13 protein-coding genes are annotated in these 14315 nt (G+C 29.8%); 1 reads left to right on the top strand and 12 read right to left on the bottom strand.

The genetic code is table 11. The annotated features are described in order from the left end of the window. Positions 1 to 221: 221 nt before the first annotated feature. The 10 genes from GEMHA0001_RS00885 to tyrS form a co-directional block, all read right to left on the bottom strand. On the bottom strand, positions 222 to 1103 hold the full coding sequence (locus GEMHA0001_RS00885; RefSeq protein ID WP_004263556.1) for an RluA family pseudouridine synthase: 882 nt from the start codon (positions 1101 to 1103) through the stop codon (positions 222 to 224). Next, positions 1096 to 1908 (bottom strand): NAD kinase, encoded by an 813-nt coding sequence (locus GEMHA0001_RS00880; RefSeq protein ID WP_004263320.1) that lies wholly within the window; start codon positions 1906 to 1908, stop codon positions 1096 to 1098. The genes GEMHA0001_RS00885 and GEMHA0001_RS00880 overlap by 8 nt, the downstream gene beginning before the upstream one ends. Further along, positions 1889 to 2455, bottom strand: coding sequence for a DUF402 domain-containing protein (locus tag GEMHA0001_RS00875; RefSeq protein ID WP_004263672.1), 567 nt, complete (start codon positions 2453 to 2455; stop codon positions 1889 to 1891). Before GEMHA0001_RS00875 ends, GEMHA0001_RS00880 begins: the two co-directional genes overlap by 20 nt. Positions 2456 to 2637: 182 nt before the next feature. Beyond that, complete coding sequence (locus GEMHA0001_RS00870; RefSeq protein WP_003147395.1) at positions 2638 to 2955, bottom strand: metal-sulfur cluster assembly factor; 318 nt, start codon at positions 2953 to 2955, stop codon at positions 2638 to 2640. Positions 2956 to 2977: 22 nt separating this feature from the next. After that, positions 2978 to 4021 carry a hypothetical protein gene (locus GEMHA0001_RS00865; protein ID WP_003144002.1) on the bottom strand — a complete coding sequence of 348 codons (1044 nt, stop codon included), beginning with the start codon at positions 4019 to 4021 and terminating at the stop codon, positions 2978 to 2980. A gap of 93 nt (positions 4022 to 4114) precedes the next feature. Then, the gene (locus GEMHA0001_RS00860; RefSeq protein ID WP_004263630.1) at positions 4115 to 4804 is read right to left on the bottom strand and encodes a hypothetical protein; all 690 of its coding nucleotides are present in this window, start codon (positions 4802 to 4804) and stop codon (positions 4115 to 4117) included. A 54-nt stretch (positions 4805 to 4858) separates the two neighbouring features. After that, positions 4859 to 5908 (bottom strand): hypothetical protein, encoded by a 1050-nt coding sequence (locus GEMHA0001_RS00855; protein ID WP_004263334.1) that lies wholly within the window; start codon positions 5906 to 5908, stop codon positions 4859 to 4861. Positions 5909 to 6041: 133 nt separating this feature from the next. Continuing rightward, complete coding sequence (locus tag GEMHA0001_RS00850; protein WP_004263506.1) at positions 6042 to 7079, bottom strand: hypothetical protein; 1038 nt, start codon at positions 7077 to 7079, stop codon at positions 6042 to 6044. A gap of 17 nt (positions 7080 to 7096) precedes the next feature. Further along, positions 7097 to 7771: a ribose-5-phosphate isomerase RpiA gene (gene rpiA, locus GEMHA0001_RS00845; protein WP_003144023.1), complete on the bottom strand. Its 675-nt coding sequence runs from the start codon at positions 7769 to 7771 to the stop codon at positions 7097 to 7099. Between the two features lie 36 nt (positions 7772 to 7807). After that, positions 7808 to 9061 (bottom strand): tyrosine--tRNA ligase, encoded by a 1254-nt coding sequence (gene tyrS, locus GEMHA0001_RS00840; protein ID WP_004263333.1) that lies wholly within the window; start codon positions 9059 to 9061, stop codon positions 7808 to 7810. Between the two features lie 182 nt (positions 9062 to 9243). Between tyrS and GEMHA0001_RS00835 the strand changes: the two genes are divergently transcribed. Continuing rightward, on the top strand, positions 9244 to 11595 hold the full coding sequence (locus GEMHA0001_RS00835) for a transglycosylase domain-containing protein (protein WP_004263605.1): 2352 nt from the start codon (positions 9244 to 9246) through the stop codon (positions 11593 to 11595). Positions 11596 to 11661: 66 nt separating this feature from the next. Here GEMHA0001_RS00835 and GEMHA0001_RS00830 read toward each other — a convergent pair whose 3' ends face one another. Together GEMHA0001_RS00830 and ychF are read right to left on the bottom strand one after the other, a co-directional pair. Then, positions 11662 to 12948, bottom strand: coding sequence for a DUF6792 domain-containing protein (locus tag GEMHA0001_RS00830; protein WP_004263515.1), 1287 nt, complete (start codon positions 12946 to 12948; stop codon positions 11662 to 11664). Positions 12949 to 13055: 107 nt separating this feature from the next. Next, positions 13056 to 14156 carry a redox-regulated ATPase YchF gene (ychF, locus tag GEMHA0001_RS00825; protein WP_003144020.1) on the bottom strand — a complete coding sequence of 367 codons (1101 nt, stop codon included), beginning with the start codon at positions 14154 to 14156 and terminating at the stop codon, positions 13056 to 13058. Between the last annotated feature and the right edge of the window lie 159 nt (positions 14157 to 14315).

Here is a 14315-nt window from a genome sequence, read left to right as displayed (position 1 = left end):
TCATATTTTCTTACTGAAAATAAAGTAATTAAACTAACATTTTTATCGTTTACATAAATTTAATAAAGTTTTATATTTAAAAATATGAGAATACTAATATTAAAACTTATAAAATTCTAATTTCCTATATACTTTTATGAATAAATTTTTATATAAATTACTACAATTTTTTCTAAAATAAGCACTATGTAATATTAATAAAAAACATAATAAGTAAAAAGTTACTCATTATGTTTAATTATACTAATTATATCTTCTGGTAAATCTGCTCTTACATTCACTACTTCGTCTGTAATAGGATGAATAAATTTCAAATTCGTACAATGAAGAGCTTGTCTAGATATATTGCTTACATCTCCACCATATAATTCATCACCTAAGAGAGGATAATCTTTATATTTCATATGTACTCTTATTTGATGCGTTCTTCCAGTATAAAGCTTTAGTTTAACAACACTGATATCTTTATCTACAATATAATCATCTAGCCAATACTCAGTCTTAGCGAATTCTCCACCTTCCCCTACTTCACGTTCTATAATGCTAGAAGTAACTCGGCGGATAGGAGCTTCAATAATCTCGTTATCTTTTACTTTTCCACTTACCAAGGCAGTATAAAACTTATCTATCTCCATATTACTAAACAATGCATGGACATGTCTATGTTTAGCTATTAACACCAATCCTGATGTATTCTTATCAAGACGTGTTACAATATGAGGAATTGTATTAATATTTTTCTTTTTAAAATAGTAATTTACTATCTCAAGAAGTGATTCGTCTTCAAGGTTTCTAGATGGTATTGAAGGTAGGTTAATCTCTTTATTTACAATTAAAAAATATGCATCTTCATAGATAATATTAATATCTTTATCAATAAATCTAACAAATTCACTAAAATTTTCACTCGGTAAAGTAATCTCTACAATATCATTTTTTTTCAGAAGATATCTGACATTCTCTTCTTTACCATTTACTTTTATACTTCCATCACTATCAAACTTTATTCTTGTTAAAGTTTTTCTAGAAATGCTATTTTCTAATAAAAACTCCCTTAAAATTTGTTCTTCTTTAATAGTATATTTTAAGACAATATTAGTCATTTTTAATAAACGATCTCTTTACTCTTTGCCAGAAGCTATCTTCATTATAACGAATAAATGAAACCTTCTTCTCTTTCGACAAAGTTATTTTTATTTTAGCTACACTATCATAATTATAATGCATGTGATCTACAGTAATACGATGATTTTCCGGTCTTATAGGTTTAATCATCAGCTCATCATTTTGAGATAAGATTAATGGATTCCCCAGTGTCCTATAAACAAGATTATTTAGAGCTGCTATTTCTGTTACCTGATACAAGGGCAATTGTGGGTGAATTACAGCACCACCTAAGCTCTTATTATAAGCAGTTGAACCAGTTGGTGTACTTATACATAATCCATCTCCTCTAAAACTTTCGAAATGAACACCATTTATATAAACTTTCGCAGCATAAGTTACACCTGTATGATTGTTTACAGTCACTTCATTTAAAGAATAATAATCTGAAACTAAATCTCCATTAGAGCAGTATGCTTTAACTCTTAACAGTGGATATTCCTCGATTTTTGGCGTCAACGCTAATATATCAAAGAATATTTTTTCATAGTTTTGTACTGAATAGTCAGTATAAAAACCTAAATGACCTGTATGAATTGATAAAAATTTTACCGTGTCTAACTTATCCATATATTTATTAAAAGTACGAAGCACAGTCCCATCTCCACCAATTGCAAAAACATAATCTGGATTTTCCACATCTTCTGTCAAATGACTAGATAATAAAAATTCTTTTAATTGCAAACCTATTTTTTCTGAAATCTCATCCTGTCTTACTTCGACACTAAATTTTCCTTTTAACATTTTGATCTTCACCCATTATTTTTTCATAGTTTTCTAACCATACATCAGCAAAATCTGGTGCAAGTGCTCCATGATTTTTATCAATCCATTCTTGAAGTTTATTCACATTATATTTCAAGATTTTATCAATTTTTTCGCCGTACTTATAACGTACTTTATTCTGATTGTATTCATCTTCATCTAATAAGAAATATTTTCCATCAGGATATTTCTTTATATCTAAATCATAATCAATATATTTTACCCCATCTACATCATATGCAAATGGACTACTTAAATTTGAATAATAATGAACTCCATCTTCCCTAAACATACAAATTATATTAAACCAACATTCATTATGAAAATATACTAAAGCTACTTCTTTAGTAACCCACGTTCTTCCATCATTTTCAGTGACAAGTGTCCTGTTGTTAGCTAAAATCAGAACTTGTTCATCCGCTTCTAGTACAACATTTTTATGCCAAATTCTATGAATAGAGCCATCATGTTTATATGCTATTATTTTAACTACATCGCCCTTTTTAGGTCTTTCTCCTCTGTACATAGTGCCTCCTTTCATTCTCTTTTTTAATGTCTTTTTAATTATAACATATTTAATATATTTCATTCTACTCTAATAACAATTTTTTTATAAATTTCTCTACCCATTTTCTATAAATAATATTAAAAAAGCAACTTCAAAATTTTCTTAAACTCAATTTTGAAATTGCTTTTTGTATTTATATTCTATTCGTAATCAATTACTCCAAGGGCAATCTTAGCATATCGTGACATTTTATCTTTTGTCCATGCTGGTTCCCAAACTATATTTACATCTACTTTCTCTATCTCATCAACACCAAGCATTGCTGTCTCTACTTGCTCGATGATAATAGGAGCTAAAGGACAACCCATAGATGTTAATGTCATGTCGACTATAGCGTGCTTATTATCATCACTCATCTTAACATCATATACTAGTCCTAGGTTCATTATATCGATACCAAGCTCAGGGTCTATTACATTTTCTAATGCTTCTATTACTCTATCTTTTAATGTTTCCATTTGTTACACCTCTTCCTTATTCTTAAAAATCATATTCTACTTCTTTTCCGTATTCTTCTTTTAATATTTTTCCTAATTCAGTAATTTCTGCTATTGCATCTTTATAATATGAACACATTTTTATTACTTCATTTGACTCAAATTCTCTATGAATTTCCGCTGTATAGTACTGGATATTATTTTTCGAATCATTTATATCACTAAAAGTAATCTTCGAAAATCCTGATAATAATTCGAAATTAAACACTCCTCCATAAAATACCAATGCGTCTTTATATATTAAAACTCTTAAATTTTTATTTATATATTTTGCATCTCGCACTAAAATATCTACATCATATTCTGTCTCTGGATATTCAATAAATAATTCTTCATATTCCGCTTTAGATTTTCTAATACCTTTTATTATAGATCTAATTAACAATAATGTAGCCAAAACAATAGCAGCAGGAAATCCATAAATACCTAGGTAATATATAGTTCCAGGTACTTTTATATAGACATTTGAAATAAAAGGTTTTTCTTGTAATTTACTTTTATAATTATCTTTTGTCTTATCTAATCCAAGGTCTTTAATTACCTCTAGGATTCTAACTTTAGTCAAAGTACTATGTTCTGCAGCAGCATTGAATTTATCTAACAATTCAGGAGAAATATTAGTTTTTCCTTTGCTTCCTTTTTCTTCTATTACATCGATAATAGAATAAAGATTTTTATCTTTCAGATTTATAATCTTGCTTTCTGGAACATCACTACTTTGGATTAATTTCTTAATATCTTCTTGGGTAGCCTTTAATATTACAAAACCATGTTCGTGTTGAACCATATAAAATTTTTCATTGTCAGCTAATTTTTCATCTACTATATCAAGTTTTTCGATTGCTTCTAATTTAATATAAGTAATTCCGGAATAATTCCCCGTGAATTGATCACCTTCATTATATAATGTTTCAGCAGACTTTGTATAGATATTATACGAAGCTATAGTAGCGATCAAACTAACAAAAAACAAGTTTATAGCAATGAATATTTTTAACCTTGTTCCTCTTAAATAACTCTTCTTCATAACTTCACTTCCTTTTTTTATTTAGACTTTTTTACACACTAAAATATTTATAACATATTCTGTCTTTATATATTCAATGATAAGTTTTTCATATTAACCTCTAGATTTTCTAACATCTTTTATTATAGAAGTTATCAAAAATAATGTACCTAGAACAAAAATCGTTGTAAATACATAAGTGCCTATGTAATATAAATAACCAGGTACTGTTAGATATACGTTAGAAACAAAAGGTTTTTCTTGTAATTTTTTATAGTAAGCTTCTGTTTTATTTGAGCCCTCTTCTTTTAATACATCTGAAACTCTGTTCTTAATCAAAGAACTATGTTTTGCTGCATCATTGAATTTATCTAATAATTCAAAAGAAATGTGAACTCTTCCTCTGCTACTTCCTTTTTCTCTTTTTACATCAACACGAGAATAAATATTCTTATCTTTTAGATTTATTATTTTCCTCTCTGGTACATCACTACTGTGAATTAGTTTCTTAATATCATCTTGTGTAGCTTTTAATATTACAAAACCATTTTCGTGTTCAACCATATAAAATTTTTCATCTTCGTCTAGTTCTTTATCAACTATATCTAGTTCCTCAAGAGCTTCCAATTTAACATATGTAATTCCTATACTTTCACCTTCAAATTGATCACCTTTTTCATATGACCTTTCAGAAGATTGTATGGTGTCATTATATGTTGATCCAACAGCTACAATACTAACAAAAATAAACATTATAGCAAAAAATAATTTTAACCTTATACCTCTTGGTTTCCTCTTCTTCATAACTTTCCTTTTCGTCCTTAATTATTTAGATTTTCTAATATTATTACATTTTTATCAAAAATTATACCTTACTATTTTCCCAAAGGTTTGTTTTAATGTTTTTCCTAATTCATCAATATCTTCTCTTGAATTTTTATAGTTCGAACAGATTTTTACTTTTTCATCTGTTTTAAAATTATTGTGGAAGTGTGCTCTATAGCTTATAACTCTACCTTTTCGAATTTCTCTATCAAAAGTTACCTTTGAAAACCCTGATAATAATTGGAAATTAAACCCTCTACCATATAATATTAATGCATCTTTGTATATTAGAGCCTTTAATTTTTTGTTTATATATTTTGCTTCTCGTACTAAAATATCTAAATCTCGTTCTGTCTCCGGATATGTAATGAATAATTCTTCGTATTCAGCTTTATTTTTTCTAATATTTTTTATTACAGACCTAATTAAGAAAAACGTAATAAGAAGAATTACCACTTCCATTCCATAAGATCCAATATAATATCCTTTACCAGGCACTGTTAAATAAAAGTTGTAAAGAAATGGTTTTTCACGTAATTTATCACGGAATTCACTTGAATAATCATCTACACTTTTCTTTATTCCAATTTCTTTAAATACATCTAAAACTCTTTCGCTAATTAATAAACTGTGCTCTGCAGCATTTTTAAATTTTTCTTTTAATTCTGGAGAGATATTCTTCCTCCCCTTACTTCCTCTTTCAAAGATAGCATCAACACGTGAATAAATATTTTTATCCTTTAAATCTATTAATTTTTCATTTGGTATATCATTACTTTGAATTAATTTCTCAACATCTTCCTTAGAAGCTTTTAACATTACAAATCCATGTTCATGCTGAAGCATATAAAATTTTTGATTATCTTTTAGACTATCATCAGTAATATCTAACTCTTCAAGGGCTTCTACCTTAATAAAAGTATAACCACTAGATTCTTGGAATTGATTTCCTTCTTTATACTGCACTTCTGCTGATTTCGTTCTATCTTCATATAGTCTTATGGTCGATGCGATACTAAACAAAACAAACAATATTGCCCAGAATAGTATTAACCATGTTCCTCTTAAATAACTCTTTCTCATAACTTTCCTTCATGTCCTTAATTATTTGGATTTTCTATAATTATACTTTTTGTTTTCTTTATATATTTTTAAAATACTCTATATACCGTATTTACGTGTATTGCCTTAGTTTTCTAATATTATTACATTTTTATCAATAATTATATCTTACTGTTTTTCCAAAGGTTTGTTTTAATGTTTTTCCTAATTCATCAATATCTTCTCTTGAATTTTTATAGTTCGAACAGATTTTTACTTTTTCATCTGTTTCAAAATTATTGTGGAAGTGTGCTATATAGCTTACAACTCTACCTTTTCGAATTTCTCTACCAAAAGTTATCTTTGAAAAACCTGATAACAATTGGAAATTAAACCCTTTGCCGTATAATATTAACGCATCTTTGTATATTAAGGCCTTTAATTTTTTATTTATATATTTTGCTTCTCGTACTAAAATATCTAAATCTCGTTCTGTCTCCGGATATTTAATGAATAATTCTTCGTATTCAGCTTTATTTTTTCTAATATTTTTTATTACAGATTTAATTAAGAAAAATGTAATAAGAAGAATTACTACTTCCACTGCATAAGTTGCAATATAATATCCTTTACCAGGCACTATTAAATAAAACTGTGAAGTAAATGGTTTTTCTCGTAATTTACTTGAATAATCATCTACACTTTTCTTTATTACAATTTCATTAACTATATCTGAAACTCTTGCTCTAATTAGTGAACTATGCTCTGCAGCATTTTTAAATTTTTCTTTCAATTCTGGAGAGATATTCTTCCTCCCCTTACTTCCTCTTTCAAAGATGGCATCAATAGGAGAATAAATATCTTTATCCTTTAAATCTATTAATTTTTCATTTGGTATATCATTACTTTGTATTAATTTCTTAACATCTTCCTTAGAAGCTTTTAACATTACAAATCCATGTTCATGCTGAACCATATAGAATTTTTGATCAGCACTTAGGCTATCATCTGTAATATCTAACTCTTCAAGGGCTTCTACCTTAATAAAAGTATAACCACTAGATTTTTGGAATTGTTTTCCTTCTTTATACTGCACTTCTGCTGATTTTGTTCTATCATCATAAATGCTTTGGATCCCCCCGATACTCAGCAGAACGAACAATATTGCAAAGAATAGTTTTAACCATGTTCCTCTTAAATAACTCTTCCTCATAACTTTCCTTCACGTCCTTAATTATTTGGATTTTCTATAATTACAGCTCCCTGTTCTGTTCCCTTAATGCATAGTTTACACATATTTAAAAATAAACCATGCTCTACTACTCCAACTATGCTTTCTAGTTTTTCTTTTACAGCTTTAATATCAAATCCGTAACCTAAGTGTAAATCTACAATGTAATTATTGTTGTCCGTTATGAGAGTAGCTCCATCTTTTAATCTTAACACTGGTTTTAAGCCCACTTCTTCCATTTTTCTTATAGTATGACTATAACCAAATGGCAAGATCTCCACAGGTAGGTTGAAGTTTCCTAGTTTTTCTACATCTTTACTCTCATCATAGATCCAGATTACTTCACGAGCAATATCAGCAACTATTTTTTCTCTAAATAATGCTGCTCCTCCACCTTTTATCGCATTAAAATCCTTATCAATTTCATCTACTCCATCAACAGCAAGATCAATATGATCAATCTCTTCTAGTTCTTTGATTGAAAGACCAAGGCTTTTAGCTAGTTCAACCGTTTGAATCGATGTTGATACCATTTCAACATTCAATCCTTCTTTTACTCTATCAGCTAATGCATGAACAAAATAGAATACAGTTGAACCTGTCCCTAACCCAACGATCATACCATCTTTTACATAATCTACAGCTTTTTTACCAACAACTTCTTTTAGATTCATTTCGGTTCCCCTCTTTATGTATATGTTACTTTTAAATTATTTATATTCTACTAACAGATATTTTTTCTTACCACGTCTAAGTACTGTAAATCCATCTTCTAGTCTGTCTTTACCTTCTACAACATATTCTAAATCTGTAACTTTATCACCATTCACATAAACAGCACCATTGTTTACATCTTCACGTGCTTGACGTTTTGATTGAACTAGATTGCTTTCAACTAGGAAATCTACGATATTGTATTCTTTTTTCTCTAATTCAGATTTTGGCATTCCCTTAACAGCTGCTTTTAATTCATCGTGGGTTAGTTCTTTAATGTTTCCTGAGAATAATGCTTTTGTAATGTTTAATGCACTTTCTAATGCTTTTTCACCGTGAACAATTTTCACCATTTCTTCAGCTAATGCTTTTTGAGCAAGACGTAAGTGTGGTTCTTTTTCTGAACTTTCTCTTAATGCTTCAATTTGTTCTTTTTCTAAGAATGTAAATTTTTTAAGAGCCGGTACTACTTCTGTATCCGCAGTGTTAAACCAGAATTGGTAAAATTCATAAGGTGTTGTTTGTTCTGGATCTAACCATACTGCGCCACCAGTAGATTTACCAAATTTAGTTCCATCAGATTTTAACATTAATGGGATAGTGAATCCATATGCCTCAACATCTCCACGAAGTTTTCTCATAATTTCTAGACCAGTAGTAATGTTACCCCATTGGTCAGAACCACCAATTTGTAATTTAACATTGTGATGCTCATTTAAGTATGCATAGTCAATCCCTTGTAGTATAGTATAACTGAATTCTGTAAATGATAATCCATTATCTAGACGGCTAGCAACTGAATCTTTCGCTAATAAGTAATTGATGTTTACTAATTTTCCATAATCACGTAAAAATTCAATCATAGATAGTTTTCCTAACCAATCAATGTTATTTACAAACTCAATATTATCATCTCCACGGAAAATATTACGAAGTTGAGCTTCAAGACGACGAGCGTTATCTTCGATTACTTCAAGGCTTTGTAATTGACGTTCTTCACTTCTTCCTGATGGGTCTCCGATAATACCAGTTCCTCCACCTACTAAAATAACAGGTTTATGTCCATGTTGTTGAAATCTTTTTAATGTTAAAAATGGAAGTAAGTGACCAATGTGTAATGAGTTTCCTGTTGGATCTGTACCACAGTATATCGATACACTTTCTTTCTCTAATAATTCTTTAATTCCTTCTTCATCAGTTTGTTGGTAAACTAAGTCTCTATATTTTAAATCTTCTAATAATTTACTCATTAAAATGCCTCCATATCAATTTTTATGCACTTACTTCAATTATAACATATTTTTATTTTTTGTTTTATCTTTTTCTAATATTTTTAACGATAAATTCTATTCTAAGCCTTGCATATAATTTACTACTTTATATTAAATTATGGTATAATGTAGCTAATAGTATGCAATCTAAGGAGATTACAATGAAAATTAAGAAGATACTAACTTCTATGACGCGAGCCATACTTCTTTCTATTGGATTACTAATTAGTTTAGGTGCGGGGCTTGCTATCGGGTATGTGGGTGGTTTAGTTAAAGATCAACCTGTCTTAACCCAAAAAGAAATGAAAGAACAAATAAATAACATTAGTAAGAACAGTGAAGTTTATTTTGGAAGTGGTGAAAAATTAGGTACAATCAACTCCGAATTAATTAGAAAGACTGTTACTTATGAGAATATCGGTGATAATGTTAAAAATGCTATTATCGCAAGTGAAGACTCTAATTTCTACTCTAACAGTGGAATTGATATTTGGGCTGTTTTAAGAGCTACACATAGTGAAGCGACTGGTGCTAGATCAACTGGTGGTAGTACTATCACTCAGCAATTGGTAAAAAATCAGCTTCTTGATAATTCAAGATCTTATGAAAGAAAAGCAAAAGAAATATTACTAGCACTTCGTGTTGATAGTCATTTTTCTAAAAATGAAATTCTTGAAAATTATCTAAATGTCGCTCCTTTCGGAAAAAATAGTTTAGGACAAAACATTAGCGGTATCGAAACTGCAGCACAAGGTGTTTTTGGAGTTCATTCTAAAGACTTGAATATAGCTCAAGCAGCTTATCTTGTTGGTTTTGTACAATCACCATATAGATATACACCATTTGACTCTGCTGGAAATATCCGTCCTGACGAAGAGCTTCAAGCGGGGTTTGAAAGACAGCAATATGTATTAGAACGTATGCTTTCAAATGATTTTATTACTAAAGAACAATTTGAAGAAGCGAAGAAATTCGATATTAAAGGTGCTTATACTAAACAAAAATATTCAGAATATACTGATTACCCTTATATTCGTGATGAGGTAACAAGTTCAGTTGCAGAGATATTAGCTGAGCAAACTGCTAAAAAAAATAATAGAGAAGAAGAATTTAAAAATGATTCTGACTACAGAAATGAACTAATCGAAAAAAGTAGAATTAAATTCATAACTGGTGGTTATAAAGTAAAAACTACACTTGATAAGAAACTTTACGATACACTTCAAGAAACGAAAAAACAATTCGCTTCTTATCCAACATACACTCAGGGTGGTGTTGTTTATCCATTAGAAATTGGAGCATCGGTTATTGAAAACAATACTGGTAAAGTATTAGCGTTTATCGGTGGTATGGACTACAAAAAACAACAACTTAACCACGCAACAAGAACTCGTCGTTCACCAGGTTCTACAATCAAACCACTATTAGTTTATGGACCAGCTATCGATAAAGGTTACATTACTCCTAACTCAACCGTTTTAGATAAAAGATTTAATCATTATGGTTGGAAACCTGAGAACTATGACATGTCTGAGCGTGGATACCTACCGGCTAGACAAGCATTAGCTAGATCTCTTAACTTGCCAACTGTAAGGCTATACTCTGCATTTTATAAAGAGGATCCTGTTACAAATTACCTAGAGAAAATGGGTGTTGAAGGTCTTACAGAAAGTGATAAAACTAACTTAGCTACTGCCATTGGTGGTATGACTTACGGTTTATCAGTTACAGAGAATACTAGTGCATTTTCTACTTTTGCAAATAAAGGTGAACACAAAAAAGCACATATTATCGAAGAAATCGAAAATAATGATGGAGAGCTAGTTTACAAAGCTGATTTTTCACCAGTTAAAGTATTCGAAGAATCTACAAGTTATCTAATCGTCGATATGCTTGGAGATGTTATCAATAAGAGTTACGGTACATCTCATGATATGCCAAGTAAACTGAAATTTAATTCTAAAAACTTATTTGTAAAAACAGGGACTTCTGAGTACTATAAAGACCTATGGGTTGTTGGTGGTTCTACTAAAATAACTGTTGGTCTATGGAATGGATATGATAGTCCAGCAAAAGTACCAAGTTATGACTATGCTCAAAGAAGCTGGATTGCAGTTATGAATTCCATTTACGCACTTGATAAAAACTTAATCGCTCCAGATACCGCTTTTAGTCGACCTCAATCAGTCATTGATTCAAGTATTAACGGTTATAACAATGCAAAAGGTGGAACAAAAGATATAGTTCCAAATGGTTTTAAGGAACTATCTAAAGAAAAAACTTTAGCGAAATTTGGTCATAATATCGACAAGGGCATTTCATTTAGCGATCCTTCAAAAGTCGTTGTAACAAAACCTGTTCAAAAAGAAGAGAAGAAAGACGACAAGGATAAAAAAGAAGAGAAGAAAAACGACAAAGATAAAAAGGATAAAAAAGAAGAACGTACAGTAACAATTACTGAAACTTCTCCTCCTCCAATCTTAAAACCAACTGTCATTACAGACGAAGAATAACAAAAAAGAGGATTGAGCACATCGTTCAATCCTCTTTTTTATTTATTTTTATTATTTAAGCGCTTCTTATTCTCCTAACACATCATACAAAGCTGGAAGATCATGAGCTTTAGCTATTTCTCCCCAATTTCCAACATCATCTAGACCATTTGCTTGAGTTACTGTATAAATTAGTTTAGTTAATGTGTAAAACTCCTGTAATGGTTTTAATAAATTTTTAAGATTTGATTTATTTACATCGCACATTAGCTTCTCATAAAGAGTTGTAGCAGTTTTACTATCCGTGCAATTTATTACATCATCAGGAATAATACCCGCATGCGCCAAGTACAATAAGTAATTATAAACAGCCTTAAATGTTCTATATGAGTCTGTTATTCCTACATCATTAGATGTTTTTATTACTTTTTTATACGAGAAATTACTGATTTGTTGTTGAATTGGATTTTTAATTTTTTCAATAAGTAATCCTATAAATTCATCTGTTACCTGTTTTTGATTCTCTACAACATTATCGGGAGTAATATTTTTCTCCAATAATCTATTATAAAAGTCACAGAAAATTTTATCTAATTCATACGTATCTTCTTCTGTCAAAAATTCTTCAGGTGCAACAAAATTTTTTATTATCGCTGGAAATTCTATAGTCTTCCCTACATGAAATGTTCCTACAGTCATATTTAACGACTGTACAAAATCATTTTTTCTTATAAAATTATATATATGATGAGCATTTTTTGCATAATAATTAGAAGTAAATTCTTGGAGTTTATTAGTCTCCTCTAAATCTTTTTCTAAAAAATACTCTTCTAATTTTTTATTATATTTTTTATCATATTTTCTTAATTGTTTTAGCTGTGGTAATGCTGTATTGAATGTATAAACTCGCTGGTATATTTTCTTAAGTAATTCTACGGTAATAGCTAAATGACCACCAAGTGAATGTCCAGCTGCAACTTTATAGCATAAATCAAAGTCCGGAATCTTTCTTTTTAAAAATCTATTAAATAAACATGCTGAGTCTATCTGACTAGTGTTTTCTCCTGAAACTATTCCTGTATAATTGTAAAACCAATCGCTAATATCTTCACTCTCACTACCTCTATAAATAACAAGAAGTTCTTTAAGTTCTGGTATATAGACTGCTGTAGCTTGAAATCCATTTTTCGTAATCTTTGGAATTGATAATCCACTATTGTATACTTCAATATCTTCGAATGTTTCTCCGGTTATATCTTTTATAATTCTTTTTATTTTATATTCTGCTGTACTTTGTTTCTTATTTCCTTTAATTAAATAATCATACTCCGCTAATTTCGCTATAAGCAGAGGATTATGGAAAAATCTTAACATGGTCAAATCACCTCTTTTATATAAAAATAATTATAACATATTCTATAGAGAATATAAAAATTCTATATCTTCCCATGTAATGAGAAAATATAGAATTCTATTAAATATTATACATTAAATCTGAATAACATTATGTCGCCGTCTTTTACTTCATATTCTTTACCTTCAAGACGAACACGACCAGCTTCTTTAGCTTTTGGCATACTTCCGTATTCAACTAAATCATCATAACTTACTGTTTCAGCACGGATAAATCCTCGTTCGAAATCAGAGTGGATAATCCCCGCACATTCAGGAGCTAACATACCTTTTTTGAATGTCCATGCACGTACTTCTTGGACACCAGCTGTGAAGTATGTTGCTAATCCTAGAAGGCTGTAACTTGCTTTGATTAATTTATCTAATCCACTTTCATCGATTCCTAACTCTTCAAGGAACATTGCTTTTTCTTCATCTTCTAATGAAGCCATTTCTTCTTCGATTTTTGCACAAACTACGATTACTTGGCTTCCTTCACCTGCAGCAAACTCACGTACACTCGCTACGTGTTTGTTAGAATCGACATCTAATAAATCATCTTCACTTACGTTAGCAACATAAAGCATAGGTTTCATTGTTAATAAATGTAATCCTTTTGCGATTTTTTGCTCTTCTTTATCTAATTCTAAAAGTCTAGCTGGTTTTTCTTCTTTAAGAATATCACGTACTTTAGCAAGTACTGCAAATTCTGCAACAGCATCTTTATCTTTTTGTTTGGCTTGTTTTTCAACACGTCCGATACGTTTTTCAACACTTTCTAAGTCTGCTAAGATTAACTCTAAGTTAATAACTTCGATATCGTATAATGGATCTACTCCACCAGCAACGTGAGTAATATTTTCATCTTCAAAACATCTAACAACTTGACAAATTGCATCTACTTCACGGATGTGACTTAAGAATTTATTTCCTAGCCCTTCTCCTTTAGATGCACCTTTTACGATACCAGCAATATCTGTAAATTCGAATGATGTTGGTACTGTTTTTTTAGGTTCTACTAATTCTGTTAATTTATTTAATCTGTGCTCTGGTACTTCTACAATTCCTACGTTTGGGTCAATTGTTGCGAAAGGATAGTTCGCTGCTAATGCTCCTGCTTTTGTAATTGCGTTAAAAAGTGTACTTTTTCCTACGTTTGGTAATCCTACTATTCCGGCTGTTAATGCCATAGTATTAATCACTCCTTTTCTTCATTAAATTCTTATATTACTTAGGCCTTGCCTACTCAACTTAACTATTATAACATAAAACACGAAACTTATCATTTATTATTATGCTATTTAAAAATATTTTGTTAATAATCATTAATCTTATACATTAGTATGATA

The sequence above is a fragment of the Gemella haemolysans ATCC 10379 genome, assembly GCF_000173915.1.
GTDB lineage: Bacteria > Bacillota > Bacilli > Staphylococcales > Gemellaceae > Gemella > Gemella haemolysans.
Note: the sequence above shows the minus strand (reverse complement) of the source record. Positions and strands in the feature narration are given on the sequence as shown.